General features: G+C 40.6%; 24 protein-coding genes and 1 tRNA gene. 11 read left to right on the forward strand and 14 right to left on the reverse strand.

The window, feature by feature from the left end; all coding sequences use genetic code 11:
- Positions 1-196: 196 nt before the first annotated feature.
- From infA to htpX, 6 genes are all read left to right on the forward strand, one after another.
- Complete coding sequence (infA, locus tag QOL44_RS08985; protein WP_009059401.1) at positions 197-472, forward strand: translation initiation factor IF-1; 276 nt, start codon at positions 197-199, stop codon at positions 470-472.
- A gap of 57 nt (positions 473-529) precedes the next feature.
- A complete protein-coding gene (locus tag QOL44_RS08990; protein ID WP_009059403.1) occupies positions 530-1,405 on the forward strand; it encodes an MBL fold metallo-hydrolase in 876 nt (291 codons plus the stop codon).
- Between the two features lie 219 nt (positions 1,406-1,624).
- Positions 1,625-1,698 (forward strand) — tRNA-Asp (locus QOL44_RS08995).
- Between the two features lie 25 nt (positions 1,699-1,723).
- Entirely contained in the window at positions 1,724-2,518 is a 795-nt protein-coding gene (locus QOL44_RS09000; protein ID WP_166791422.1) for an MBL fold metallo-hydrolase, read from the forward strand.
- Positions 2,519-2,854: 336 nt separating this feature from the next.
- Positions 2,855-4,156 carry a phosphoribosylamine--glycine ligase gene (gene purD, locus QOL44_RS09005; RefSeq protein ID WP_009059407.1) on the forward strand — a complete coding sequence of 434 codons (1,302 nt, stop codon included), beginning with the start codon at positions 2,855-2,857 and terminating at the stop codon, positions 4,154-4,156.
- An 85-nt stretch (positions 4,157-4,241) separates the two neighbouring features.
- Positions 4,242-5,147, forward strand: a complete 906-nt coding sequence (gene htpX / locus QOL44_RS09010; RefSeq protein ID WP_009059408.1) for a protease HtpX — start codon at positions 4,242-4,244, stop codon at positions 5,145-5,147.
- Between the two features lie 143 nt (positions 5,148-5,290).
- On the opposite strand, the gene QOL44_RS09015 is transcribed toward htpX, so the two are convergent.
- The 9 genes from QOL44_RS09015 to QOL44_RS09055 form a co-directional block, all read right to left on the reverse strand.
- Complete coding sequence (locus QOL44_RS09015; protein WP_009059409.1) at positions 5,291-6,736, reverse strand: NAD-dependent succinate-semialdehyde dehydrogenase; 1,446 nt, start codon at positions 6,734-6,736, stop codon at positions 5,291-5,293.
- Positions 6,737-6,786: 50 nt separating this feature from the next.
- Positions 6,787-7,605, reverse strand: a complete 819-nt coding sequence (locus tag QOL44_RS09020) for a hypothetical protein (RefSeq protein WP_009059410.1) — start codon at positions 7,603-7,605, stop codon at positions 6,787-6,789.
- A 313-nt stretch (positions 7,606-7,918) separates the two neighbouring features.
- Positions 7,919-8,344: a DUF420 domain-containing protein gene (locus QOL44_RS09025; RefSeq protein WP_009059412.1), complete on the reverse strand. Its 426-nt coding sequence runs from the start codon at positions 8,342-8,344 to the stop codon at positions 7,919-7,921.
- Between the two features lie 87 nt (positions 8,345-8,431).
- Positions 8,432-8,968 carry an SCO family protein gene (locus tag QOL44_RS09030; protein ID WP_228343217.1) on the reverse strand — a complete coding sequence of 179 codons (537 nt, stop codon included), beginning with the start codon at positions 8,966-8,968 and terminating at the stop codon, positions 8,432-8,434.
- 137 nt (positions 8,969-9,105) lie between these two features.
- Positions 9,106-9,900 (reverse strand): ABC transporter permease, encoded by a 795-nt coding sequence (locus QOL44_RS09035; protein WP_009059414.1) that lies wholly within the window; start codon positions 9,898-9,900, stop codon positions 9,106-9,108.
- 447 nt (positions 9,901-10,347) lie between these two features.
- Positions 10,348-11,367, reverse strand: coding sequence for an ABC transporter ATP-binding protein (locus QOL44_RS09040; protein WP_009059415.1), 1,020 nt, complete (start codon positions 11,365-11,367; stop codon positions 10,348-10,350).
- 42 nt (positions 11,368-11,409) lie between these two features.
- Positions 11,410-12,783, reverse strand: a complete 1,374-nt coding sequence (locus QOL44_RS09045; protein ID WP_134372543.1) for a 3-deoxy-D-manno-octulosonic acid transferase — start codon at positions 12,781-12,783, stop codon at positions 11,410-11,412.
- 16 nt (positions 12,784-12,799) lie between these two features.
- Positions 12,800-13,771, reverse strand: a complete 972-nt coding sequence (locus QOL44_RS09050; protein ID WP_228343218.1) for a tyrosine recombinase XerC — start codon at positions 13,769-13,771, stop codon at positions 12,800-12,802.
- A 423-nt stretch (positions 13,772-14,194) separates the two neighbouring features.
- Positions 14,195-14,737: a hypothetical protein gene (locus QOL44_RS09055; RefSeq protein WP_166792479.1), complete on the reverse strand. Its 543-nt coding sequence runs from the start codon at positions 14,735-14,737 to the stop codon at positions 14,195-14,197.
- A 301-nt stretch (positions 14,738-15,038) separates the two neighbouring features.
- Here QOL44_RS09055 and ppc point away from each other — a divergent pair, with 301 nt between their 5' ends.
- Both ppc and QOL44_RS09065 read left to right on the forward strand, forming a co-directional pair.
- The gene (ppc, locus tag QOL44_RS09060) at positions 15,039-17,819 is read left to right on the forward strand and encodes a phosphoenolpyruvate carboxylase (protein ID WP_228343219.1); all 2,781 of its coding nucleotides are present in this window, start codon (positions 15,039-15,041) and stop codon (positions 17,817-17,819) included.
- A 140-nt stretch (positions 17,820-17,959) separates the two neighbouring features.
- The gene (locus tag QOL44_RS09065; RefSeq protein WP_009059423.1) at positions 17,960-18,172 is read left to right on the forward strand and encodes a hypothetical protein; all 213 of its coding nucleotides are present in this window, start codon (positions 17,960-17,962) and stop codon (positions 18,170-18,172) included.
- Between the two features lie 68 nt (positions 18,173-18,240).
- Here the strand turns inward: QOL44_RS09065 and QOL44_RS09070 are convergent, their stop codons facing one another.
- From QOL44_RS09070 to QOL44_RS09085, 4 genes are all read right to left on the reverse strand, one after another.
- Positions 18,241-19,755, reverse strand: a complete 1,515-nt coding sequence (locus QOL44_RS09070; protein WP_009059424.1) for a 2-isopropylmalate synthase — start codon at positions 19,753-19,755, stop codon at positions 18,241-18,243.
- Between the two features lie 28 nt (positions 19,756-19,783).
- The gene (gene ilvC, locus QOL44_RS09075; protein ID WP_009059425.1) at positions 19,784-20,812 is read right to left on the reverse strand and encodes a ketol-acid reductoisomerase; all 1,029 of its coding nucleotides are present in this window, start codon (positions 20,810-20,812) and stop codon (positions 19,784-19,786) included.
- Positions 20,813-20,920: 108 nt separating this feature from the next.
- Positions 20,921-21,394, reverse strand: coding sequence for an acetolactate synthase small subunit (gene ilvN / locus QOL44_RS09080; RefSeq protein WP_009059426.1), 474 nt, complete (start codon positions 21,392-21,394; stop codon positions 20,921-20,923).
- A 249-nt stretch (positions 21,395-21,643) separates the two neighbouring features.
- On the reverse strand, positions 21,644-21,919 hold the full coding sequence (locus QOL44_RS09085; RefSeq protein ID WP_009059427.1) for an acylphosphatase: 276 nt from the start codon (positions 21,917-21,919) through the stop codon (positions 21,644-21,646).
- 256 nt (positions 21,920-22,175) lie between these two features.
- Between QOL44_RS09085 and QOL44_RS09090 the strand changes: the two genes are divergently transcribed.
- From QOL44_RS09090 to QOL44_RS09100, 3 genes are all read left to right on the forward strand, one after another.
- On the forward strand, positions 22,176-22,301 hold the full coding sequence (locus QOL44_RS09090) for a hypothetical protein (protein WP_266098573.1): 126 nt from the start codon (positions 22,176-22,178) through the stop codon (positions 22,299-22,301).
- A gap of 24 nt (positions 22,302-22,325) precedes the next feature.
- Positions 22,326-23,450, forward strand: a complete 1,125-nt coding sequence (locus tag QOL44_RS09095) for a glycoside hydrolase family 3 N-terminal domain-containing protein (protein ID WP_009059431.1) — start codon at positions 22,326-22,328, stop codon at positions 23,448-23,450.
- An 82-nt stretch (positions 23,451-23,532) separates the two neighbouring features.
- A complete protein-coding gene (locus QOL44_RS09100) occupies positions 23,533-25,701 on the forward strand; it encodes an AMP-binding protein (RefSeq protein ID WP_009059433.1) in 2,169 nt (722 codons plus the stop codon).
- Positions 25,702-25,737: 36 nt separating this feature from the next.
- On the opposite strand, the gene recO is transcribed toward QOL44_RS09100, so the two are convergent.
- Entirely contained in the window at positions 25,738-26,292 is a 555-nt protein-coding gene (gene recO / locus QOL44_RS09105; RefSeq protein WP_009059434.1) for a DNA repair protein RecO, read from the reverse strand.
- Position 26,293: the final 1 nt, after the last annotated feature.

Genomic DNA, 26,293 nt, shown 5'->3' on the forward strand with positions numbered 1-26,293 from the left:
CTCGTAATTTCCTTGACAGTACTTTCTTATTTTAGTAATTTGCTTTCGAGCAAAGGCTACGTGTCAGCCGATGTCAAAAAGAAAAACAAATAAAATGATACATTTAAGAAGCCTTTTGGCATGATACGTAGATCTTATTTATTCTTACAAAATAGTCTTACATGCAAAAAAGGCAGGTGATAGACAGCTTATCTCTATGTCATCGACAAATTCTATTGAGCTAGAAGGAACGATTGTCGCTATCCTACCAGGGACGATGTTTCGGGTTGAACTCGACAACAAGCATCAGGTTTTAGCCCACATTTCTGGAAAAATGAGGAAAAATTTTGTCCGGCTCACCTATGGGGATAGAGTGAAGTTAGAAATGTCTCCCCATGATTTGACAAAAGCAAGAATTTTATATCGCATTGATAGGATTCATCCCCCACCCCATCCTGCCACACAGAAAAAGCCTCGTCAGAAACAAGTATAGAGAAAAAGTTTTTTGATTATTTAAAGGCTGGTTTTTCTGTTTTTGGAAAAGTGGGATATGGGGAAAAATATGGAACCGATTCCTAGTAAAACAAAAAGAAGATTCTTTTTAAATGTTCTTATGTCTTCTTTTTTTAAAAAGAGAGAAGGAATCGAACATAGGCCCCAATTCCCAAAAGTAAATTCCGGACAAATCTGTCTGACATGGGTAGGACACGCCTCTTTTCTTTTGCAAACCCATAAACATAACATTTTAATTGATCCAAATTGGTCGAATTGGATGCTTATCATTAGACGACTCAAAAGGGCAGGAATTGCTTTGGATGCTCTTCCATCAATCGACCTTGTTCTTATTACTCATGCGCACTTTGACCATTTAAATAAAAAGACTTTAAAAATGATCGCTAAAAATCAGCCGATCATTGTTCCTAAGGGGGTAAAGAACTTAGTGAGAGGCATTGGATTTGAAAAAATTTTAGAAATGAATTGGTGGGAAAGAATAGAAATAGATGGAACCGAAATTACTTTTACGCCTGCAAAACATTGGGGAGCAAGAGTTTTGGCCGATTTCCACCGTGGCTATGGAGGCTATTGCCTCAAATTTGATGGAAGATCTGTCTATCATTGTGGAGATACCGCTTATTTTGAAAAATTTTCAGAAATTGGTGAGCGACTTCACCCAGAAGTTGTTTTGATGCCTATTGGTTCCTATGATCCTCCTTCAGGACGTGACGTGCATATTAATCCAGAAAAAGCTGTTCAAGCCTTTCAAGAACTGAGAGGCAAGATAATGATCCCGATGCATTTTGGAACTTATCGAATGAGTTATGAACCTCTCCACGAACCAGCCTATCGGCTGATCATGGCTGCGAAAAAAAAAGGTATCCTCTCACAAGTTTGTTTTCTTAATGAGGGAATTCCTACCATATTGTAATTTTTCTAGAATGAAGCGGCTCAAAATCCTAATTTCTTTCAAGAAATGGAATGCAAGCAGAACTTTATACCTTCCTCAGGTTTTTTGGCTTGCAAGCTATCCCTCATGGAGCTAGTATTTCAACTTAAACACGCATGTACTCGCCTTTGGACAAGTAGTGCCGTTTCCAAAAGGCAAAAGGTTGTTAAGAAATCTACGAATAATTTAAATTTTGAAATTGGAGCCATAGCTCAATTGGTTAGAGCACTGCCCTGTCACGGCAGGGGTTGCGGGTTCGAGCCCCGTTGGCTCCGAGAAATTTTCGGTATCTGGCACATAGTGAAAGGAAGCCTACAAAGCGCTTATTATTTCCTTTTTTCAAGATCCATAACTTTATATATTGAATTTTTAATTGGATCCTGTTGCCTTCTTTCTCCTATTTTTTTCTCTGCAGAATGCTTTGCTCAAAATGAAGGACAAGTACTTGTTCGTTGGTACGGTCATGCTTTTGTCTATCTGATTTCTTCCACAGGTGTGCGAGTCGCCATTGATCCTTATGGGGAAGATACTGTTAAATATAAGTTTCCCGATCGACTGCAAGCTGATGTTGTTTTAATTAGTTCTGAATCTGAAGATAGATCGGCCGGTGAAAAACTATTCGGGACCCCACAAATCTTTCGGAGCATAACGGCCGTAGGTCCCAACAATGCAAGAGGTCATATTTTCAAAGGCATACAAACCTTTCGTGATAAATCTCAAGGATCCTTACATGGCAAAAATACAGCATTCGTCTTCAAGCTTGACAGAGTCAATTTTGCCCATCTAGGCGATTTAGCCCATCCACTCAACCAAGACCAGTTAGCCGAATTCGGCAGGGTCGATGTTCTCTTTCTCCCAATTGGTAATGAAACGCTCTCTAACGAAGAATTAGACAAAATAGCCTTGGATCTTGGAGCTCGTATCATAATACCCATCGCTTTTAAAACAAGTCTCAGTGGCGATCTTGATCTCCGCCCTCTAGCCAATTATTTGGAGGGGAAAAAAAATGTGCGTTTTATCGATAGCTCTGAAATAATGGTCAGCCAATCAGACCTTCCTTCAGAACCTTGGATTTATGTACTCAAAGAGCCATAATTCTGCTACATACCAATCGTATTGTTGTTAAACAATTTTGTGAGCGAAAGTTGAAATTTTACTTTCTTAAAAAAGATAGACAAAATAAAAAAGATAGTAGGAACTGATCCCTGTAGCCATAGGAGGTTGTAAGTCTTGTTTCTTGTAGGGATGCTGCCAGTAGAAGAAGCAGCAAGCAGCCAGAAGCAATGTCCATGGGGCATTGTGGTCCATGAGGTTTGGAAGGGCCTAATAATATGGAACCAATAACTTTTTATAAGGGCTTTCGTTGAATATAACAACTGAATATTCCTACAACAAAAGGCATTAATGTAAGAAGAAAGGAGAGAGGGTACTGTGAAGGTTTTGATAGTTGGTGGCGGTGGCAGAGAACATGCGCTCTGTTGGTCATTCAAAAAAGATCCGACTGTAAAAAAAATTTTTGTTGCACCAGGCAATGCTGGGACTGAAGAATTCTGTACTAATCTTCCTATTGGGATCTATGACATGGATAATCTCTTTCATTGGGCCAGGGAAAATCGACCAGATCTCACAGTAGTAGGTCCAGAAGTTCCTCTTTGCGATGGGATTGCCGATAAATTTGAATCGATCGGGCTGAAAATCGTTGGCCCAAAGAAAAGGGCAGCTAGATTAGAAGGAAGTAAAGCATGGACCAAAGAACTTATGGTCCATTACAAAATCCCAACTGCTGAAGCAAGAATCTTTGAAAACCCTATCGATGCCATCCATTTTAGCAAAAGTTTTCATTTTCCCCAAGTTATAAAAGCCGATGGTCTTGCTTCAGGTAAAGGAGTTCTGATTGTTCATGATCCTACTCAGGCTGAAAATTCCATTCGCAAGTTAATGGATCAAAAAATCTTCGGAGCGGCTTGCAAAAAGATTCTCATTGAAGAATTTCTCGAAGGGATAGAGCTTTCTCTTTTTGTCCTTCTGGATGGTCGAAACTATCGGATTTTGGCAGCGATTCATGACTATAAAAAGGCTTTTGACTTTGATAAAGGTTTGAATACAGGAGGCATGGGTGCCTTTTTCCCAAGCCCAATCTTTGATGCCTCCCTACAAAGTTCTATAGAGAAAAAAATCATTTTGCCTCTTCTGGAAGCGTTTCAAAAAGAGCAGATTATTTACAAAGGCATTCTCTATGCTGGTTTAATGATTACTCGCTTTGGCCCAGCTGTTTTGGAGTTTAATATCAGACTTGGGGATCCAGAGGCTCAGGTTTTGATGCCAGCATTACAAACCTCTTTTATGGAAATTGCTCAGGCCCTCACAGAAACAAAACTTGAAGCACTAAAGATTCAGTTTAATGAAAACCTTCACTATGTGGGTGTCGTTGTGGCTGCTCAAGGTTATCCTGAACATTTTGAAATAGGCAAAGAAATTACCCTCAACGAAAAGGATCTTACTGAGGAGGAACGAAAGCAAAGCTTGTTGTTTCATTCGGGAACAAAAAAAATAGACGGCAGGCTTGTCTCCTCCAGTGGAAGAGTGTTGTGTTCTGTAGGCTGGGCTCAATCCCTAGAAGAAGCGAAAAAAATGGCGTATCGTCGAATAGATACAATCCATTTTGAGGGTATGTTCTACAGAAAGGACATTGGCCAACTGCATGTTCCTTCGTTCTTTTTAAAGCAAGTTTAGCAAAGGATGAAAAGATTCTAATTAGTTTTTCTTGGGCATTTGGGATCCACTTGCATCTTTTTAGTACTTTCATTATATATATAGCATGTTCAAGCGTGTATTTCTGCTAATTCTGACCAACATTGCCGTCATCGTTTTACTGACACTCTTTATATCTATTTTCCATCTGGATCGTTGGTTAAACGCCTATGGAATAGATTATTGGTCGTTATTCCTTTTTTCCTTAGTGGTAGGTTTTACGGGCAGTTTTATTTCACTCGCCATCTCTAAATGGATGGCTAAAATGGCCTATAACATTCAGGTTATTAAACAGCCATCCAATGAAGCTGAAAGATGGTTGTTGGAAACAGTCAGTGAACTAGCCAACAGGGCCAATATACCTATGCCCGAGGTCGGCATCTATGAAAGTCCTGAAGTCAACGCCTTCGCGACTGGGCCATCTCGATCTAATGCACTGGTAGCGGTCAGCACGGGAATCCTAGCGCAAATGAATAAAAAGCAAATTGCTGGGGTGCTCGGCCATGAGATTACTCATATTAGCAATGGAGACATGGTGACAATGACCTTATTACAAGGGGTGGTGAACACTTTTGTAGTGTTTCTTTCTCGGATTATAGGCTTTTTTATAGACCGTCTTTTCAGCCGGAATGATGAAAGAGAATCGATCGGCATCGGTTTTTATATGGGAATGTTTATCTCTGAAATTGTACTTGGTCTTTTAGCTTCTTTTATTGTTGCTTGGTATTCTCGAATGAGGGAGTTTCGTGCCGATGCGGGTGGTGCGCATCTGGCAGGTAAAGAGGCTATGCTTTCAGCTCTCAAAAAACTAAAACAGATTATGGAGGGAGAATCGGCTTTTGTTGATGAACGATCGCCCGCCTTAAACGCTTTCAAAATCAATGGTCGACCTGGGGGAATCCTGGCTCTTCTGGCCACCCATCCACCGTTGGAAGAAAGAATCAAAGCTCTAGAAAATCTTTCAGAAGAATAGAAAAAGAAGGCTTATAAATATCTCTTCCTAAAAAGAAGAGGCTTAAAAGAAAATAGTTTAAGGCTCCAAAAAAAATAGTCAGATGCCTCCATTATAAGAAAGCGGCAGAAAGCTTAATCTCTTATTGTTTAATTCCCTAGGTCTTAATCGAGATTAAACGACAAATACTTTGTTTCTAAAAACTCTTTTATACCCCACTGCCCTCCTTCCCTTCCTATTCCTGACTCTTTTATCCCACCAAAAGGGGCTTGACAACAGGAAGGCCTCCCATCGTTTATTCCAACGATTCCAAAACGGAGTGACTCGGATAAACGAAAAGCCCTTTTGAGATCAGAAGTCATAACATAAGAAGCTAAGCCATAATTGGTAGCATTGGACCAACTAATAACTTCCCTCTCCGTTTCGAAATGAATGACTGGCAAAACTGGACCAAAAATTTCTTCGTTAAGTATTCTTGCAGAGGGATCAGAGACCCAAACAATAGTTGGAGCAAAATACAATCCTTGGGATTCCCCTCCACAGAGAATTTTCCCGCCTTTTTCTAAAACATCCGCGAGCAAAGAATGAATTTTTTGGAGGGACTGTTCTCCAACCAGTGGACCAATATCGGTGCTTGGAAGAAATGGATCTCCGAGGACAAGCTTTTTTGTCTCTTCAACTAGTTTACTGCAAAAAGGCTCGCTGATCTTTTTTTCGACATAAAGCCTATTCACGGCAACGCACGCTTGTCCAGCATTCCTAAATTTTGCCTGAATGGCTTCTCTAATAGCTGTGTCTATGTCGGCATCAGCAAAGACAATCATGGGAGCATTCCCTCCCAACTCTAAAAGAACGCCTTTTAAAGTTTTAGCTGCTTCCTTATAGATAGCCTTCCCTACGGGTATGCTGCCAGTAAACGAAATTTTTCTAATTCTAAAATCATCAAAAAATACCTTACAAAGCCTTTCAGGATTAGCCGTTGGAAGCACTTGTAAAACTCCAGGAGGCCCTCCAGCCTTATCCCAAAGAGAGGCAAGAAAGGTTGCAGTCAATGGACTCCGTTCAGCAGGTTTAATGATTATGGTACACCCAGCCGCGATGGCCGAAGCTGCTTTTCTTGTAACCATTGCAGCTGGGAAATTCCATGGGGTAATGGCTAATACAGGTCCAACAGGTTCATAAAGCACCACAATTCGCTTGGAAGGCACAGGAGCAGGAATGGTTACCCCATAGATACGCTTGGCTTCCTCGGCATACCACCAGACAAAACTAGCAGCATAATCGACTTCCTTTTTTCCTTCTTTAATAGGCTTTCCCATTTCCAAAGCCATGATTTCAGCCAACTGATTTTTTTCTTCCACAATCAACCTGGCCCAATGCGATAAAATTTGATATCGGGTATCAACTGAAGTAGCTTTCCACAGTTCGAAAGCTTCCTCAGAGGCATCAATTGCTTGAAGAGCTTCCTTTGGACCACAATCAGCAATCAGTCCTATAACCCTCCCATCGATAGGACTGATCAGCTCAAAACTATCCAATGTGTCCACCCAGCTGTTCCCTATCTTAGCGAGTTTAATAATTTTTTCATTTTTTGTGAGTTGAGAATACATAATGACTTAGCTCTTAAAAAAAAATTTCTATAAACAAAAAAAGCAAATATTTATGGGACCGTTACAGGCTTATCCTTTTCAAAAGAATATCGCTCTACCTGAATCCAGCGGTCTCCTTCTTTGATAGGCTCTTTATGGATTTTTACATCTTTAACAATCAGTTTGCCACTTTGTTCATCGAACCAAAAGTCTATGTCATAAAATTTTTCTGGATCGCCTTTTTCTCGAAAATCTGTACAAGCAAAATATTCTTTTCCGGGGATTCTTCTCACTGGATTATGAATATCAACAAATTCCAAAGGAATATTTTTTCCTGTCTTAGGATCTTTCAAATAAAAGATTCCGCCTCCTTCTTTCATCTTTTGGGCTATATACTCATGAATAGCAGCTTTGACTTCCCAAGCACGTTTTTGTTCATACTCTCCAGGATGTTCAGTAGAGGGTAACCACCACCAAGGAATAGGATTGCGCGTTTGTAAAACCCATTTATCTCCTTCCCTCTTTGGAAATTTGTATACCCTTATATCCATTAAGAGCAACCCTGTGCCTTTAGGTTTCCACCAAAAATCGAGTTCATAAGGTTTGGAAGCATCGGAACTGTCATGAAATTGAACCGTAGCAAAGTATCCATATCCAGCTAAAGACCGGACCATACGGACTTTTTCATAGACAAGAGAAAATTCTTGATTAGAAACAGGATCGTGAAATGGGAATATTCCATTGGTAGATTTTTCTGAAATATATTTTTGAACTTCCTGTTCAATTTCCGCTTTCGTAAATTCAGTTTCCTGACAAAGTCCATGAATAGTGCTTAGAGCCAGAAAAAAAACAGCGAATAAAACACCGCTTTTCAAAAAAAACGCATTCACTTTAATGATCCTTTAGAAATAATGGATGAGTAATCCTAGAGCATTGTCAAGAAATGTTTTCACAGGCAATGACAAATACGAGTGAACGCCGGGAAAGCCCACACTTTTAAGAGTGGGATGAGAGGCGGCTTCATTAAGTTGCAAATATCTAATGGTTGTGGTATAACATCTGGCCGTAGGGCTGGACCGGTCCGAACTAACGCCTCTGGAGAAGGAAGCCTCTGTTCGAATATTGGGAAGCAATCCCTATGTTCGAGTAAGCATGCCTTCGGTGAAAGAGGAAGCCCACCCTTTTAAAGGTGGGAGGAGGTCACTAAGTTTTCGTGAACCAATGGTAGAGCATAAAATAGACTAAAACGCCAGTGATTGACACATAAGCCCAGCTAGGCCAAAGCAATTTGGTAATCCGGGTATGCTTACGAAATTGGCCTGTGAGGGCATAGTAAACAGCAAAAAAAATAGCGGGTAGATTGACGATGGCAAGAATGGTATGCGTTGTCAATATTGAAAAATAGACAGGCCTGGACCAATCGTGCCTAGGAAATGGAGTGGCTCCATGATAATAATGGTAAATGAGATAACAAGTAAGAAACGCAATAGAGAGCCCCACAGCAATGAGCATCATCCACTTGTGCAAGTCCTGTCTGCCACGTTTAATGCTAATATAGCCAAACAAAAGAAAACAGAAAGTCAGGGCATTTAAAGAGGCATTAATAGCAGGCAAATCTTTTACTTGCATCGATTTGAATAGTCTTTTCTTCTAGAAGGCAAAGACAATTGACTTTCAAAAATTCCTTCCAGCTAGCTTTGCAGTTTCTCTCTTTTCTTAAGTTCCTTTGTTCGTCTTTGAAGATTCTTGCAATAAAAGAAGAATATCTATGGAAATATCCTTTGGTGTTTTTTGATTGAGTCCATCATAATATTTCCTAATAAATCCATCCTGATCTACTAATACAAATTGAGTTGAGTGAAAGAATTTTCCTTCCGCTTGCACTTTATCTTTAGGATTCTCCCCCATTCCCAGCGCTAGCCCCTTGACTACAAATTCCTGAATCTCTTGTGGTTTACCCGTTACAAAGAACCAAAAAGAAGGGTCTGCATGATATCCCTCAGCATATTTTCTTAAAACGGCGCCAGTATCTTCTTCTGGATCAATAGAAATGGACACTAGCCTTACTCCTTCAATCTTTCCAAGGATACTTTGCAACTGGGACATCCTAAGTGTTTCAGTCGAACAAGGACCAGGACAGTGCGTATAAATGAGATCAGCCACCCAAATTTTCCCTTTTAAGTCGTTGGCAGTGATCGTGACACCATCGGATCGAACAAAAGAAAAGGGGGGAATTTGCCTAATTTTAGGCATATTGGACCTTGCTTTCCAGTATTTTACCTGAAAGTAGCTGGATGTTAGGTTCAGGAAAAAGGAAATAGCAACAAGAGATATAAATAGAACAACAAGGGTCTTAATAAGACTTTGAGAGTTTTCTTTGTGTTGAAGGCTCATGGATTTTTCACTTTTATTTTATCGGTCACCCAAATACTTATTGCCGTGACAAGCACGAAAAATATAAATGTTATTACAAAATACATAACCAACGTATGGAGAGCAAGAGTAGAATGTGGGGACAACCAAAACCGTAACATCTCTAGTCCATAATACAATGGGTTAAGAAAAATCAGCGTTTTAATCCACCCATAGGCTCCTTCAGCAGGAAACAAGGCTCCTGATAAGAGCCATAAAGGCATCAGGAAGAGATTCATCAGGGCATGATAGCCTTGAACAGAATCAAGTGGCCATGCAAGGATATAGCCCACGGCAGTCATCGCCATTCCGAGCAAGAATAATGTTACAGCCACACCAAGCAATCGCTCCATACTAAATGGGATACCTAGAGGCAGAGACAAAAAATAAACAAGTAATGATTGTAACAATCCTAAAGAAGTTCCGCCTAAGAGCTTCGAAAAGACAATCGAACTACGCGATATTGGCGCACATAGCACCCCTTGGAGGAAACCTTCCTTTCTGTCCTCAATGATGGAAATAGTCGAGAAAATAGCTGTAAAAAGAAGGATGAGAAGAAGCATGCCAGGGAAAAAGTATAGCAGATAGTTTGGTTCATTGGATGAATGGAAAGATTTTCCTACTCCTGATCCGATTAAAAGCCAGAATACCAAAGGAGTACCCAGGGCTCCTATGATTCTATTTTTTTGGCGCAGGAATCGGACGACCTCTCGCATCCATAGTGTATAAATTGCTAAAGGAATATTTTCAACTCTTCTAATAGGTTGTTTCATAAACCTCCTCGTGGGATACCCCTTCCCTTTAGGGAGGGGAGGGATAACGTCCAATGTGGGTATCCATAACCATCGTTACGATGGGTCCTCTTCGCCCGAGCGGGCGAGCAAGGCATCAAAGGCCGCTTTCGCTTATCTAATACGAACACATGAGAGCTTACGCTTCCTTTCCCGGTTATTTCCGGTGACGGAGCCTGGTTGGCGTTCCTGGCTCGCTCCCCTCGGGAATGTGCGCGACCACCTACCCGCTTACGCGAAAGAAGAAAACCTTCGGCGTTTTGCCTTTTGCCAGCATGATCCCCTTCTTCCAGTGTCCGGGACTGAGGAAGCATCCCGGAGTGGGTCTGCTGCCACCTAGCGCTCACGTAGTTACTTCTTTGCATTGCCATCTGCTCCATAACTTACCCTGGTCAACCCGGCTTGCAGTTGTCTACAAGCCCATCCCATTTATGGGATGGGTAGTTGACTTTCTTTATCTCCAACAATAAATTGACGACCAGTCAAATGGAGAAAGACATCTTCTAAAGAGGTTTTAGCAATAGTCATAGCCGTAATATAGCTCTGATGCCTCTCCAACAAATCTGCAGCAAATTGAAGAAGGGTCTGTGGACTTTCATCCTTTTTCGATTCGACAACAATCGCCCCGTTGAGTTTTATAGGCATCCTCCCAAGGTTAAAAATATCCTTTTCTAAAATATCTATAGAAGATGACCGAATAGTGAGAACAAGTCCTGGGAGTAAAGACCTGAGCCGATCTGGACTATCCCAAGCAATGACTTTTCCTTGGTCTAAGATTAACACTTTATCGCATCTTTCTGCTTCATCCATCAGATGGGTTGTAACTAGAATGGTCAGATTTAATTCTTTTCTTAGGGTAAAAAGATAGTTCCATATATCTCTGCGTGCGGCCGGATCGATTCCCGTACTTGGTTCATCCAGAATTAAAACTTCAGGCCGATGCAATATCCCTTTTGCCACTTCAACCCTTCTTTGGAGCCCTCCAGATAAAGTCTCCACAAGATCTTTTTTCCTTTCAGAAAGATGAAAGAGCTTTAATAATTCGTCGATCCGGTTCCGCAACTCTTTGCCATGTAAATTGTACAAGTGACCTTGATGCAACAAATTCTCTTCGACAGTTAATTTTTTATCTAGACTTGGTGACTGAAAGACAATACCCATGATGGCACGAGCAGAAGCACTTTCTTCAGGATAAGAAAACCCAGAAATATTGACTGTTCCAGAGGACAAAGGTAATAAAGTGGAAAGAATTCTAAAAAGGGTTGTCTTCCCACTGCCATTAGGACCCAGAATCCCTGCAATCATCCCCTCTGATACCTCGAAACTGACATTATTTAAAGCTAAACGCTCTCCATAAGAAAAAGTTAGATTTTTTACTTCTAGTTTGGTTCGCTGTTTAATCTTTTCTGTTCTTACAGATTCAGTTTGAATCGGAAAATCTGTACTCATTTTAAAAATTTCCAACTCGAAAAAAATGCTACTAACTACTTCCTAATTAACATGACTTTTTTGGATGTTCAATTCGCGATATTCTCCAAAGTCTTGCCGATTTTGCTTTTGAAAACTCAAATAGCCATGAAGAATTTTTGCCGTTTCTTCTCCCACTCCTAAATTCTGTAAAAACAGGGATTTTGCCCTTTCTCCTAACAACTTTCTTGTCTTTTCCTCAGCAATCAGACTCTTTAGATGATACGAAAACTCCTCCTTGTTTTGCACTACCACAATAGCTCGTTGATCCACAAAAAGATTCAATAATAATTTAAAGTTTTGCATATTTGGTCCGACTATAATCGCTTTTCCTGCTTTGGCAGCCTCTATAAAGTTCTGCCCACCCTTGGCAGTCAAACTTTTCCCTACAAAAACTAGATCAGCTTTTTCATAGAGAGAACGCAACTCTCCAGTAGAATCGACAATAAGGATATCAAAATTACCTTCTGGAGTCATCTCCTTTTCCAAACTGGAGCGCAATCTTGAATTAAGTCCAAATTGATCACAGAGATTTTTGATCTCTTTGGCTCTTTCAGCATGCCGAGGGGCTAGAATTAAACGCAAATTAGGCCAATGCTTCCTAAGCTTGATAAACTCTCTTAGGAGAATATCTTCCTCTCCTCGATGCGTACTGCCCCCTAAAACAACAAGGTTTTTTGCATCCCAACCAACTTTTTTCCACCATCCTAAAGAAACTTCCGTTTGGCTTCTATAGTTAGCAACGTCAAATTTCATACTCCCTAATCGAAAAATTCTTTCAGGTGGAAACCCTACCTTTACAAACCGTTCGATTTCAGAATCATCCGTTACTAATATCAAACTCAACTTGTTAAGATAGGGCTTCATAAACCAAGAAAAAACTTTATACCACCTTTCCGTTCTTTCTGATAGTCGGGCATTGCACAGCAAAACAGGAATCTTTCTTTCAGAGGCTTCTGCCAAGAAATTCGGCCATATTTCTGTCTCAATAAGCACTACAAGTTTTGGGTGAAGATAAGAAAAAGTGCGACGGACTGCCCATGGAAAATCGAGAGGGAAATAAAAGACAAAACATTTTTCTTTGGGTTCCGATAGAGCAAGTCGAAAACCGGTAGCAGTAGTTGTAGAAAAGGCAACTTTGATTTTAGGATCTATTTTCCAAAGCTCCTTTAATATGACTTTTCCTATCATCACTTCTCCCACACTCACTCCATGGATCCACAAATCTACCCCTTGCTCATTGCTCAGTTCTCGCTTTGGATACAATCCTAATCTTTGATCAATTCCATCGAAAGGATTACCCCTCCGCTTCAGTTTTATAAAATAATAGGGAAGGCAAAGAATTGTAAAAAATCCAAATAAGAAGGAGTATAGCCAACGGAGAAAAAAAGACTTCATATCATCTACATTGTATTTACTGCGCTCTGGGATGCGCACGCTGATAAGATGCTCTTAAGTGCTCCGCACTTACTGATGTATAAATTTGTGTTGTCGATAAATGAGAATGACCTAGTAACTCTTGGATACTTCTCAAATCCGCTCCTCCTTCCAAAAGATGCGTGGCAAAGGTATGCCTTAACTTATGAGGGCTTATCGACTGATCCAGCCCAGCAATCATAAGGTATTCTTTCAAAGCAAGTTGGAAAAAACGTGGAGTCAATGGCTTTCCTCTTGAAGAAACGAAAAGAAAATCGGACTCATAAGGACAAACGTTAAGATAATCGCAGATGGCAGCGGTGGCAACCTCTCCAATGATGCAAAATCTTTCTTTTTTTCTCTTTCCCTTAACAAGAAGAGCCAGTTCAGCAGGAAAAAAATTTTTTTTCTTTAACGCGCACAGTTCTCCAACTCGAATGCCCCCACCATAAAGAGTTTCCAGCCATGCCTGGTCTCTTTTCCATTGCCATTCTTTCCATTTGGATTTTGTTCCTTTTTCCTTCTCCTTTTCCCATTTCTGGCGTGGCGCATCGAGCAAAGCACGAATTTGTTCTAAGCTAAGGTATCTTGGAAGTGTCCGATAGAGCTTGGGTAATGAAAGACTAGAAAGGGGACTTTCTTTTCCTTGTTCTTGGTGTTGATAATAGAATTTAAAAAACGAACGAAGGGCAGCAAATCTCAATCGGATGGAACTATTCTTTAAATCAGGTTTTTTAGAAAGAAAATACAGATAGCTTCTGCATTCTTCCTTCCCTATCTCCCTACAAGATTGCCATTTTCCCCAGGAAAAAAATTCTGTTAATGCCTGTCCATAGTTCCGTAGGGTATAAGAAGAAAAATTTTTCTCAGAAAGATAAAGGATAAATTTCTTAAGCGACTCTGCTATTTCTGGTGATAAAAGGCCTTTTTCTTTCTCCACTGCCATCGAAACAGTCCTTTTTTCTATCATTCTCCTTTATTGAGAAAAAGAAAAGAGAAAAAAGAACTTTTACTTTCAACAGCCATTTGATGTGGCATAGAGACCGTTCCGTCAGACTCACTCATTTCTGTTCTTCAGCAGAAACAAAGCTGATTTCCCGCCTCATCGAGCCCGATTTCACCTCCGTCTTGTGACGATGGCCAACGCCTTCTTCTCTCCTGGCTTCGTATCAGGCGGGACACGCTGAAGAGCGCCTAGTACTGTCAAGCCATACGCCAATAGATGCCTAGCCGCATTCACGACCCAATCCTGGAGGGCTCCACAGTCTGGGCAGGTTCGCTGGGACCCTCCCACACGACTCCACCTGGTATTCCAATTGCCGCCGAGACTCGCAAATATTCCTGTCGGCAATGGACCGTGTCAGGGGATCGCTTTCCAGCCTCCCGCTCGCATTCAACTCTTCGATGGCAATGGGATGAAACCGTCGGGTGAGGTTGAAGGTGAGCTGGTGCCAGGCATCCTGCCGGATATTAACAATGCGGGCGTGGAGCCTGGCAGCTTGGCTCTTGGCTTTTTCGCATTCTCCGATACGGGCAACTGTGTGCCTTTGAGAACCAGAGCATTGCCCGTCAACCCAAGCTTTCTCTTGGCATCATGATGCTTGCGCAAGAGACTGTAAAACAGTTGCCGCAATCGCTTTAGCAAGGCCTTGTGTGGTTTGAGACCGATGACCTTTTCTCCCATGGAGAGCTTTGCCATTACTGATACCTCCGCCACCCCAAAGATGGTAGCAGACAGGATCATGCCTGTACACTGCAACGACTCTCGCCTCTGTACCCAACCCTGTTTGGGTATGCAAATGCGGCATCCCTCGAGGAAAAACTGGTCGTTGGCCAGGATAATATACTCATGCACGCCTTTCTTGCAGCACTTCGGGGACTTTGCGCGTCCTGTCCAGAAGTTCTTGAAGGCGGCTCCCAACTGCTTAATCGCCAACTGTAGTGCTCTTTTAGTGATTTCAAGCATACAGGAGAATTGCTCGCGTTCCCATCTCCTCAGCGTTTGAGCAGCCCCCCCAGGAACTCGGCCGGCCTTTTGAAGGCTGTCTATCTTGCGCGACAGGTTTAAAACATACACATTACTGCGCAATAAAGTGTAATTTTTTATGGAAAGGATTCCACCCCTCCTTAGGCCATACAAAATGGAAAAAATGTTGAAATTTCTTTCAAAGGTTTTTCATTAAGATGAATCAAAAAAAATCGATCAACTGTTAAACTTTCAAACTAAAAAAAAATTGGTGAAACATTTACCTCATATCTCAGCTGAACACGATTTTTCCATTTTATCGAAATCCATCCATTTTTTAGGCGATACTTTAGGACGGGTTATTACGAATTTAGAAGGTAAAAAAATACTCGCCATAGAAGAAACTATAAGGAAACTGGCCAAAGAAAGTCGTCAAGGCAAAGAAGAAGCCACTAAAGCTCTCCTACGTATAGTCCAGGGGTTAGATACCGACATCGCCTATCGAATGGCCATGGCTTTTACTTGCTACTTTGAATTGGTCAATATTGCCGAAGAAAATTATCGAGTTCGGATTTTAAAGAAAAGACGGACAAATCAACTGCTCTATCCCAAAAAGGCTATTCCCAAAGAATCGATCGAATCGGCTTTGTTTGAATTAAAAAAAGCGAAAGTTACCAAAAAGCAAGTCCAAGAAATTTTAGAAAAAATGGAGATTGTTCTTGTTTTCACAGCTCATCCCACAGAAATAAAAAGACAAACGATATTAAACAAGCTGTGCGAAATATCCTCCCTGTTAAAAAAAGCATTTGGTAATGTCAAACTACCTCAATCCATTGAGACCGAAATAGAAAGATTAATCGCTTCTCTGTGGCTTACGGAACGATCGAGATCAAAAAATCCTCAGGTCTTAGATGAAGTCCGAACAGGACTCTGGTATTTTGAACATACACTATGGGATGTCATCCCTGAGCTCCATAATGAATTCAAAAGAGTCCTTCATATTTACTATCCTGGAGTTTCCCTAAAACCCAGATGGATATCCTTTGGCTCATGGATTGGAGGAGATAGGGATGGGAACTTTCAAGTGACAACAGTCACAACAGCAGCTACACTTATTTTGCAGCGGAATCTAGCCCTAAAAAAAATTGCCCAAAGCCTTCTTCAGCTTTCTGAAATCTTTTCTGTTTCTAGTCAACATATTGCCCCCTCCAAAAATGTCCTTGGGCTTTTAGAGGAAAAACTAAAAGTTTATCCCTCTCTTAAAGAAGAATACGAGAGTTACCCCAACGAGCCATACCGCCTATTGTTATTGGCCCTAAAAAAAGAAGTCGAAATGGCTATCGATACTATCACCGAAAAGGATCTGCTCGATTTCTTCACCGAACCGTTGCCTCGCTGCTTCACACTGAACACCATAAACACTGTTCTAGAAGCAATTGAAGAGAACTTTAAGGCATCAAATACTCGAATTTTTCTTGAGGGAGAATTTCAAAAACTAAAACAGAGAATCGAAGTTTTTGGCCTTCATATTTTCTCTTTAGATATCCGGCAACATTCCTCTATGCACCAAGAGGCTATTGAAGAGATACTCCAACTCAATAGCAATGGTATCAAATCCTACACAACTCTCAAAGAAGAAGAAAAGGTCGAACTTTTGAACAGCTTGTTCCAAAAGCCTTTCCCTTCCCTTCCATCTCTTTACAGCCATGCAAGCGAAAGGCTCAAGGAAATTCTAGGACCTATTCTGGTTTTTTCTAGATCAATACGGATCTTAGGAAAAGAAGCATGCGGATGTTATCTGATCAGTATGACTTCTGGCTTATCAGATATTCTTGAAGTCCTTTATCTTTGTGAAATATGCGATTGTTTCATTGATATTGCGCCGCTTTTTGAAACTCTTTCGGATTTAAAATCAGCTCCAAAGATTCTTGAGGATCTTCTCTGTCATCCACTTTATAGAAATTACCTGCAAAAACGACACAACAAACAGATAGTCATGCTTGGCTATTCAGATAGCAACAAAGATTGCGGATATATGACTTCTAATTGGTGGCTTTATCACATACAAGAAAAGCTTCATGAAGTTTGTCAATCTCACGGAGTCGATCTTATCCTTTTCCATGGTAGAGGAGGGACCATTGCCCGTGGAGGAGGTCCAGCAGCCAAAGCTATTTTAGCCCAACCCAAAGGGCTTTTAGACGGAAAAATTAGGATTACAGAGCAAGGAGAAGTGCTGTCCACACGTTATCATGATTTCGATATCGCTTTTCGAATTCTCGAACAAACCGCCTATGGGGTACTCCTTGCTATTTATAAAAGCAGGAAAAGGAGCATTATTCGAAAATCTTGGAAAAATATTATAGAGTCAATCGCCGAAAATAGTTATGTTGCCTATACTCAATTGGTCCAAAATGAAGTCGACTTTTTGCGTTTTTGGCAAGAGGTTACCCCAATCAACGAAATTGGGTCTTTAAAAATTGCTTCCCGGCCTATTTTCCGTTTTCAATCTAAAAGTTTCGAAGATCTTAGAGCTATCCCATGGGTGTTTTCCTGGATGCAAACCCGCTTCGTTATTCCTGGTTGGTATGGCATAGGGTCAAGTTTAAAAATAGCTATTGAATCTAGTCCTGAGTCTTTATCCATCCTACGACAGATGTACGATAAATGGCCTTTTTTTCAAACAGTCATAGATAATGCTCAACTTTCTCTTGCTAAAACAGACATTGACATTGCTAAACTGTATTGTTCCTTAGCAACCAACAGAAGCCTCAGCGATAAAATATTTGCAATAATAGAATCCGAATACAAGCAAACGGTCGAAACTATCCTAAAAATAACCAATCAAAATTCCATTCTTGATCATGAACCCATTCTTCAAAGATCCATCCGGTTAAGAAATCCTTATGTAGATCCCCTCAATTATATTCAAGTAGAGATGATCCGAAGAAACCGCAGCGGCTCGATAACCGATCCAAATGAGATTGATAAGATCCGGTCAGTCATCGAGTTAACTATCAATGGAATCAGTGCAGGTCTAAGAAACACTGGATAGTCTTCCATTCCACCTCTTCCTAAAGATCTTTTTCCATAAGAAGGCTAAAGCTTTCGGAGCTCAAATAAAGCTCTACCTTGCCAAACAAAAAAAAGATTTTTTCTTTGCCAATTGTCTATTTTATGCAATAATACTCCTAGATGGATAATAATTATAAAAGCTTTGATCATAAACATTCATTTGATCGGAGCACCTCCCATTTAAAACGGGAATGGGATTATATCTCTTTATCCATTGTACTTGCTATCATCATTGGTTATGTGCTTTTCGTAATTTTTTTGAATTTTGATCATTTTATCCCATATTTAAGGCCAGAAAGCGAAATTTTTGACATTCCTCCCACTCCTTTTTAAAGAACAAAAAATGATTCCTTTAACTTAGAAAAAAGGACTATCTATTAGTTTTTCCTAAAGGATTAGGCCTATAACAAGGCTTTATTGACTGCATTAAGATAGGCTCTGATACTAGCCTCAAAGACATCGGTGGAAGCTGCTTTCCCTGTTACTAAATGTTTTGAGTCAAAATTCACTTTGACGGTCACTTCTCCAATGGCATCTTTCCCCTCTGTCACTGATCTGACTTCATATTCAACTAAATGCCCATGCAGACCAGTAATCCTATCTACAGCTTTCATTGCTGCATCCACCGCTCCATCTCCGGTACTCGCATCCACGAGCAATTCTTGGCCACGCCGTAATTTTATCGTAGCCATTGGAATCCCTCCACTACAATCAGCAACAGCCATATATTCCAGCTGATAAGTCTCTTTGATCCGAGAGATTTGTCCCTCAACAAGAGCAATCAAATCATCATCATAAATAAACTTTTTCTTATCTCCTATGTCTTTAAACTGGGAGAAAATGTTATCTATTTCATCTTTTTCTAATTCGAAGCCTAACATGCGCAGTCTGTTTTCCAGCGCGGCTCTTCCACTATGTTTTGTCAAAGGCAGCTCGCTTTGCTCCCATCCAATTATTTTCGGATCGATAATCTCGTAAGTTTCCCTTTTCTTTAAGATTCCATCTTGATGGATGCCAGCAGCATGGGCAAAGGCATTTTCTCCGACTATCGCTTTATTTCTCTGGACAGCCAAACCCGACATTCTTGAAACAAGCCTAGAAGTCCTAAGAATTTCTTTCAGTTGAATGCCCAACTCCATTTTCCCAAAAAAATCAGGACGGGTGTGTATGGCCATAATAATTTCTTCAAGAGAAGCATTCCCCGCTCTTTCTCCAATTCCATTGATGGTTCCCTCGACCTGTCTTGCTCCAGCTTTTATTGCTGCCAGAGAGTTAGAAACAGCCAGGCCTAAATCGTTATGGCAATGCACACTAACAATGGCCTTATGAATATTGGGGACATTTTCAAAAAGATAGCGGATTAAAGAAGCAAATTCTTCTGGAACAGCATATCCAACTGTATCAGGAATATTAACAGTAGTCGCCCCTGCTTCTATGACCTGCTGAAGGATTCTAGCTAAAAATTCTGGCTCAGTCCTAGAAGCATCTTCTGCTGAAAACTCCACATCTTCCACAAAACTTTTTGCCAAACGTACCCCATTAACTGCAATCTGGATAATTTCTTCTTCATCCTTAGCAAGTTTATAGCGACGATGAATTTGAGAGGTAGCAAGAAATACATGAATCCTTGCCGCACTCCCAGCTGGCTCCAAGGCCGATGCTGCTGCTTCAATGTCTTTAGGTAAGCAGCGAGAAAGCCCACAAATCTTTGGTCCTTTCACTTGCGAAGCTATTTCTCGGACTGATTGATAATCTCCTTGGCTTATAACCGGAAATCCTGCTTCAATCACATCGACCCCAAGCCTGGCTAACTGTTTAGCCACTTCTAACTTCTGCCTGGCAGTCATGCTCGCTCCAGGACATTGTTCTCCATCCCTCAAAGTTGTATCAAAGATAATAAGCCGATTTTCAGCCATAGGAAGGCCCTCTTCACAGTTTGTTTTTTTAATCGTAGGCAGCCTGCACGCCTTGAAGATTTTTTTGCTTCAACCAAGGAAAGAGTGCACGAATCTCTGCTCCTACTTTCTCAATTTGGTGCTCAGCTCCCTGGGCTAGCAATTTTTTATACCTTTGTTTTCCTGATTTAACCTCTTCAATCCATTCCTTCGCAAAGGTACCGTTTTGAATGTTCTCCAAAACCTTTCTCATGTTTTCTTTAACATGCTCATCAATGACTTTGGGACCAACCGAAACATCTCCCCACTTGGCCGTTTCTGAAATAGAAAATCTCATGCCCGAAATTCCTGATTCATAAATCAAATCCACAATCAATTTCATTTCATGTACGCATTCGAAATAGGCCATTTCTGGTGCATAGCCACTGTTGACCAATGTTTCAAAACCAGCAGTAATAAGGGAGGTTAATCCTCCACATAACACCGCCTGCTCTCCAAAAAGGTCAGTTTCGGTTTCTTCTTTAAAAGTTGTTTCAATAACCCCAACTCGAGTCGAACCTATGCCCTTAGCCCAGGCCAAAGCAATATCTCTTGCCTTGCCACTTCGATCCTGGTAGGCAGCAATCAAGGCGGGGACTCCTCTCCCTTGAATGAATTCTCTTCTAACCAGATGTCCGGGACCTTTCGGTGCCACAAGAATGACATCTACTTCAGGAGGAGGCACTACAAGCTTGTAGTGGATCACAAAACCATGGGCAAAACCAAGAATTTTACCAGGAGTAAGATTGGGAAGTATCTGATCAGCATAAATCTCTGGAATCACAAGATCGGGAGTGGCTAAAAAAATAACATCGGCTCTTTTCACTACCTCGCTATTAGTTAAAACTTCCAATCCATGTTTTTTAGCAATGTCTATTGATTTACTTTGAGGATGCAGCCCGATGATTACGTTCATTCCGCTATCCCTTAAATTCAAAGCATGGGCATGTCCTTGGGAACCAAACCCAATGACTCCAATAGTCTTTGTCTTTAAAAGCGATAAATCCGCATCTTTATCCAATAATACAGTCTTTGTCATTTTTTCCTTTCTACCATCGACAATGAAATATTCCTACTTTTCTATTTCAACAAGTCGATGATTAGCCTTTCTATGTTTGTTTTGAATATTCCTTCTTTTAATGTTTTTTTAGATTCTTGGTAGAGCGATCTTTCCAGTTCTGCTTAAATCCAATATCCCAAAGTCCTGCATAAGAAAAATAAATTTCGAAATTTTACTCTCATCCCCAGTCACTTCTATAGTCATATTTTTAGGTTCGACATCGACAATTTTTGCCCGGAAAATATCGCAGATCTGCATCAACTCCGCTCGACTTTTATTGCTTGTCGCTACCTTTACCAACACCAACTCCCTATCAATATATTCTCCATCCCTAAAATCCTGAACCGCTAAGACATCAATGAGTTTGTTCAATTGTTTTGTCACCTGGTCTAATACTTGATCATCTCCTTTGACCACTATTGTCATCCGAGAAACAGACTCATCATGGGTCGGACCGACATTAAGGGTATCTATATTATAGCCTCTACCGCTGAAAAGCTCAGCAATCCTAGTTAAAACACCAAACCGATTCGCCACTAAAATAGATAACGTATGCCTCATACATTTGATATTTTACAAATATTTTTCTCTCTATGAAAAATAATTTATCGAATCCTTTGCATAGATCTGAATGTAGTTCTTTTTCTTCTGTAAAAAATATCTTTTTCTCATCTATTCAGGCACTAAAGAAAAACTAATCATCAGACTTGAGTATGCCTAACAGGCTTATCTTTCTTAATATGGGTGTGAAACCACCTTTTCTGGAAAAGGTAGTCTTTCCTCTGCCCCTCTTCCTTTATAGATAGCATATCAATGAGCAATATAAAAATGATTATATTTACCTTCAGGCTCTCCCCAAAGAAAATCCATATGAGAGATGTATGATTGCAGATAGGAATGCGTTAATTCTCGAATGAATTCCTTGATTGCTTGTTCTTCTCCTTCCACAATCAATTCTACTCTTCCATCTTTTAAGTTGCGGACTAGCCCTCCAAGGGCATAGCGTTGGGCAATTCTTTTAGCCGTCGCTCTAAAACCAACTCCTTGAACAAAACCAGAAAAATAAGCTTTTAGCTGTTTCTTCACAGCAATCCAAGAAAGATCCTCAGTTCATTAAAAAATAATCCATTACCATCTCTTTTTCCTAAGAAAAAGCAATATGAAACTGATTAGAAGGAAATACAATGGTAGAAAAGTAAAAACGCATCATAGCATTTCTCATTTGCGTATTGCAGTTATGAAGGGTAAGGGCTTAGAGTTAGAGCCTCTATCCTTAATTTTTCACAGGAAACTCAGAGAAAAAGCCGTCAAGAAAATTCAAGCCTCTGATCATTAATGTTACTTGAGAAGATTACCTCAAGCAGAGATTCGATTGGGGGGGTTGATCAATGGAATCTTAAAACACCGTGCTGGTTTGCTTGGGGCAATGAGAGAAAAATATCTTTTTTTCTTCGGTGCTAATCGATAAAAAGAATAAGGAATAGGTTTATTTATGAGTGGATATTTTTCTACGACGCATACACTGAGTGATGGAGGAAGATTTCTTATTGTAGGATTGCCTGGTACAAAACTTACCCAAGAGCAGATAGAGACGATTCGAGACGTTCAGCCTGCAGGATTCATTTTTTTTTCTCGGAATCTTGAAAACCCAGTTGGTTTCAGAAATCTAGTCGACACTTTGAGATCCCTACTCAACCATGAGCCTATTTTAACCATTGATCAAGAAGGGGGTAGGGTCTCTCGGTTCAAAGTATTCGGTAGTGAACCTCCTAGTGCTAAAGATCTTGGGGAAAAGGGGGATATAGCACTCCTTTGGGCACACGGGGAACTTACAGGAAAATTATTAAGACTTTTCGGGCTTAATTATAACCTAGCCCCTGTGTTGGATTTCGAAACTACTGAACAGGAACACAATTCATTGAAAGGTAGAACGTTTGCTTCGGATCCACACAGTGTTTGTTCTTTCGCCAAGGCCTTTATTGAAGGCATGCACTCCCAGGGAATACTATGCTGTGGCAAACATTTCCCTGGCTATAGTTTTGCGCAATGCGATCCACACCTTGAACTCCCTCAAGTTTTTAAAACAAAAAAAGAACTCGAGGCTTCTGAATGGCTCCCTTTTAAAAACCTTCAAAATTTGTGTGATAGTTTCATGATTGCTCACATTCGCAACTTGAATCTGGATCCGGAGGGATTGCCCGCTTCTCTTTCCTTTCGAACCATTCAGGATGTTTTAAGAAAAGAATGGAATTATACCAAACTCCTCGTGTCCGACGACATCGACATGGGAGCCATCATTCATCATTACTCCTTAAAGAACACGCTGGAACTGTCCCTCAAAGCTGGAGTAGATATTCTCTTACTTTGCCATCGTTTTCCATTAATTAGAGAAGCCGCCTCTATTTTGAGCTCATTGCCTGAAACAATCAAGGAAGCTGCCTGGCAGAGAATCGAAAATTTCCGCAAGCGGCTAGCTCCTCCCCTTTCCTTTTCTCTGAGTGAGTTTCAAAGCATAGACTCAGAGATATATTCGCTTCGGGAAAAGGTCCTTGGGAAAGAAAGAGCAAAACTTAGAGCACCAGAGGATGGGAAGCGCTCTCCTGTTGAAATTTATTGAACCTATTTTCCATTTGAATTTTCTCTATAGGTAAAATAAGGTTATTTTTCCTAAAGATCTTTAGCTTTTGAGGAACAATGTAATGGACTGGATTGGTAGGGAATGGATTCCATCGTCTCAAGGGGCTCTGCTTTTAATCTACGCTGCAACTTTAGAAGACATTGAGTATCTTGAAAAAAATGCTCCTCGAAAGCTTGTCATTGCTGTGGGAGAAACAGGGATACAAGATTGCAAACAGCTGCTCGAAAGAGGGTATTTATGCTTAGAAAAAATCAATAAAGAAGAGGCTGTTCAATGGCTAAAAGAGAAAATCGAATTGGGGGAACTAATCGCTATAATCCTTCGATTGACAGAAGAGCCGCAAGGAACTGTTTCAGTCATTCCACAGTTTGTTTTGGACATTATCGAAACAACACAATCCATGCGTATTCCAGTCTGGATCGATTCTTTCTGGAATCATTTTTTAACTCATTCGGATTCAAAACCTATTACGCGTCGCATCCTTGTTGGCTCACCTAAGTCTCCAAATGATACAGGATGGGATTGGCTAAGAAAAAGTTTCTATGATCTTTCCGCTCAAGCTTTGTCCATGCATTCAGAACTGGAAGAAAGCATTGGTTGGCAAGCTGTTTATTATCTTAAAGAGAGAAAAAACCTCCCTATATTCATCGATGGTTATAGCCAAAAAACGCTTACAGGAAAGGTCCTTTTGGGAATAGCTTTAAAAGTCGCAAGTTGGATTTCCAGAAATGTCCATGAACAACGAGTAGGTGTCCTTTTGCCGATCGGAGCAGGTGCAGTTATTGTCAATTTAGGGGTCGTTTTTGCTGGAAAAATTCCTGTAAACTTCAATTTAACAGTTGGATCAGCAATGAATCTCGTTTCGATCGAAAAGTCCAAGGTTAAAACGGTCTTCACAGCCAAAATGATCAAAGAGAAACTTCAGGACTTCCCTTGGCCTCAAAGGACCATCGAAATAGAAAGCCTTCTTCAATCCTTTTCAAAGCTTTCTCTTTTCTTTCATATTTTCTTGGCTGATCATTTGTCCACGAAAGCTCTTACCACTCTTTGGGGTGTTCCCAAAGTGGGGGGGAATAGAGAAGCAATTTTACTTTTTACAAGCGGCTCTTTCGGAGAGCCCAAAGGAGTCCCTTTATCCCATAAAAATATTTTGGCTAATATTGCTCAGATCAAATCCATTCTTTCGACTATTCCGATTAAAAAATTACTTGGTGCCCTTCCTATTTTTCATAGCTTTGGTTCAACGACCTGTCTCTGGTGGCCGATATTAGGGGGTCCTCAGACAGTTACTTACGTCAATCCCCTGGAAATAGACAAATTAGCAAGCCTCATTGAACAGTACCAAATTGATCTTCTTATTACTACGCCTACCTTCTTGCGGCAGTATCTTAAAAAAGTTCCTCCGGAGAAAATTCGGAGTCTTAAAATCGTTATTGTGGGATCAGAAAAACTTCAAAGGCAGCTTGCAGCTGATTTTGAGTCGAAATTTGGAATTCCTGTTTGTGAAGGATATGGGACGACAGAAGCCGCTCCTGTGATTAGTTCCAATGTGGTTGATCCTTTCCAGCCCCCTGGTTCAATTGCTAACACCAAACGAAACAAACCCGGAAGCGTCGGTCAGCTTTCAGCTGGAATGTCTATTCGGATATTTGACCAAGAAACACGAAAGGAATTACCGCTTTCAGCCAGAGGAATATTAAGCTTTAAAGGTGCTAATATTTTTAATGGTTATTTGGATGATCCATTGCGTACAGCTGCTTCCTTTCAAGAAGGTTGGTATTTAAGCGCCGATATCGGGACATTGGATAACGAAGGGTTTATTTTTATTGAAGACCGAGCCAGCCGATTTTCTAAGATTGGTGGAGAAATGGTCCCTCATGGTACCATTGAAGAAGCTTTAAGAAAAAGCTTGTCGCAAACCCATGGAGAAGAAATTGAAATGGCAATCGTTGGGATTCCCGACCTCAAAAAAGGTGAAGCACTAGCCTTACTGATTAACAAGCAGGTCCATAATTGGCAAATTAGAAAATATCTTCTTGCCCAGGGTTTTTCAAGGCTTTGGATCCCAAAACAAGTTATTTTCTTGGAATCCCTTCCAAAAACTCCTCTTGGAAAAATAGATTATCTTCGATGCCGGCTGATTGCTGCCAATAAAGCAATCTATGCAGATGACCAGTCCAGCCCAAAAGAAAGCATGGATCAAGAGGAGGATCAATCTAGTCAAGGATGATTCTCGGATATCCCAACAATGAAGGAGCACTTTTTTTTACAAGCCCAGAGAATCAACAAGCCTTTTCCTTGTTTCCCATAATTTTTTTCCTCCCCCTGACGCCTGCCCCATCAGTTGTTCGATTTTTCCACCCTCTAACCCATGAATACTTAAAAGCCTCTCTTCATAACGATCTATGACTTTTAAAGAAACAGGCTTTTTTTGAATAAAGGCCAAGGCCTTTTGAAGAAGCGTGTAACATTCTGGTATGGGCGTTCGTTCCTCCGCAGTCTGAACCACCAGTTCGATAAAATAAGTTGAACAAAGAAAAGTCGCCCAATCTTTTCTTAACCCTAGCATTGGATCTATAATCTGATATTCTTTTAATAAATAGAGATCGCTTATTTTCGGAACATAGAAAGTCAGTTCACATTCATAAAAAAGATCAATGGGAGCAAAAGAAGACTTCCCTGTCTTTCGGGCGCCTTTAGCCAATGTTTTAATGCATCCTAAACTACTAATCCAATAGAGGATCGAACTACTTTCTGAGTAAGGATACTTTCTAAAAGCGATACCTGTTGTGGATAGAATGTGGTTTGATTCTTTTTTCATG

Source organism: Candidatus Methylacidiphilum fumarolicum, assembly GCF_949774925.1.
GTDB classification, from domain to species: Bacteria; Verrucomicrobiota; Verrucomicrobiia; order Methylacidiphilales; family Methylacidiphilaceae; genus Methylacidiphilum; species Methylacidiphilum fumarolicum.

Excerpts from the sequence above, each read along its gene's own strand:
- ilvC (WP_009059425.1), bottom strand. The coding sequence starts at position 20,812 with ATGACAAAGACTGTATTATTGGATAAAGATGCGGATTTATCGCTTTTA.
- infA (WP_009059401.1), top strand. The coding sequence starts at position 197 with ATGTCATCGACAAATTCTATTGAGCTAGAAGGAACGATTGTCGCTATC.
- QOL44_RS08990 (WP_009059403.1), top strand. The coding sequence starts at position 530 with ATGGGGAAAAATATGGAACCGATTCCTAGTAAAACAAAAAGAAGATTC.
- QOL44_RS09100 (WP_009059433.1), top strand. The coding sequence starts at position 23,533 with ATGGACTGGATTGGTAGGGAATGGATTCCATCGTCTCAAGGGGCTCTG.
- QOL44_RS09065 (WP_009059423.1), top strand. The coding sequence starts at position 17,960 with ATGGATAATAATTATAAAAGCTTTGATCATAAACATTCATTTGATCGG.
- QOL44_RS09030 (WP_228343217.1), bottom strand. The coding sequence starts at position 8,968 with ATGCCTAAAATTAGGCAAATTCCCCCCTTTTCTTTTGTTCGATCCGAT.
- QOL44_RS09025 (WP_009059412.1), bottom strand. The coding sequence starts at position 8,344 with ATGCAAGTAAAAGATTTGCCTGCTATTAATGCCTCTTTAAATGCCCTG.
- ilvN (WP_009059426.1), bottom strand. The coding sequence starts at position 21,394 with ATGAGGCATACGTTATCTATTTTAGTGGCGAATCGGTTTGGTGTTTTA.
- QOL44_RS09095 (WP_009059431.1), top strand. The coding sequence starts at position 22,326 with ATGAGTGGATATTTTTCTACGACGCATACACTGAGTGATGGAGGAAGA.
- QOL44_RS09015 (WP_009059409.1), bottom strand. The coding sequence starts at position 6,736 with ATGTATTCTCAACTCACAAAAAATGAAAAAATTATTAAACTCGCTAAG.
- QOL44_RS09050 (WP_228343218.1), bottom strand. The coding sequence starts at position 13,771 with ATGATAGAAAAAAGGACTGTTTCGATGGCAGTGGAGAAAGAAAAAGGC.
- QOL44_RS09045 (WP_134372543.1), bottom strand. The coding sequence starts at position 12,783 with ATGAAGTCTTTTTTTCTCCGTTGGCTATACTCCTTCTTATTTGGATTT.
- QOL44_RS09040 (WP_009059415.1), bottom strand. The coding sequence starts at position 11,367 with ATGAGTACAGATTTTCCGATTCAAACTGAATCTGTAAGAACAGAAAAG.
- QOL44_RS09035 (WP_009059414.1), bottom strand. The coding sequence starts at position 9,900 with ATGAAACAACCTATTAGAAGAGTTGAAAATATTCCTTTAGCAATTTAT.
- recO (WP_009059434.1), bottom strand. The coding sequence starts at position 26,292 with ATGAAAAAAGAATCAAACCACATTCTATCCACAACAGGTATCGCTTTT.
- htpX (WP_009059408.1), top strand. The coding sequence starts at position 4,242 with ATGTTCAAGCGTGTATTTCTGCTAATTCTGACCAACATTGCCGTCATC.
- QOL44_RS09070 (WP_009059424.1), bottom strand. The coding sequence starts at position 19,755 with ATGGCTGAAAATCGGCTTATTATCTTTGATACAACTTTGAGGGATGGA.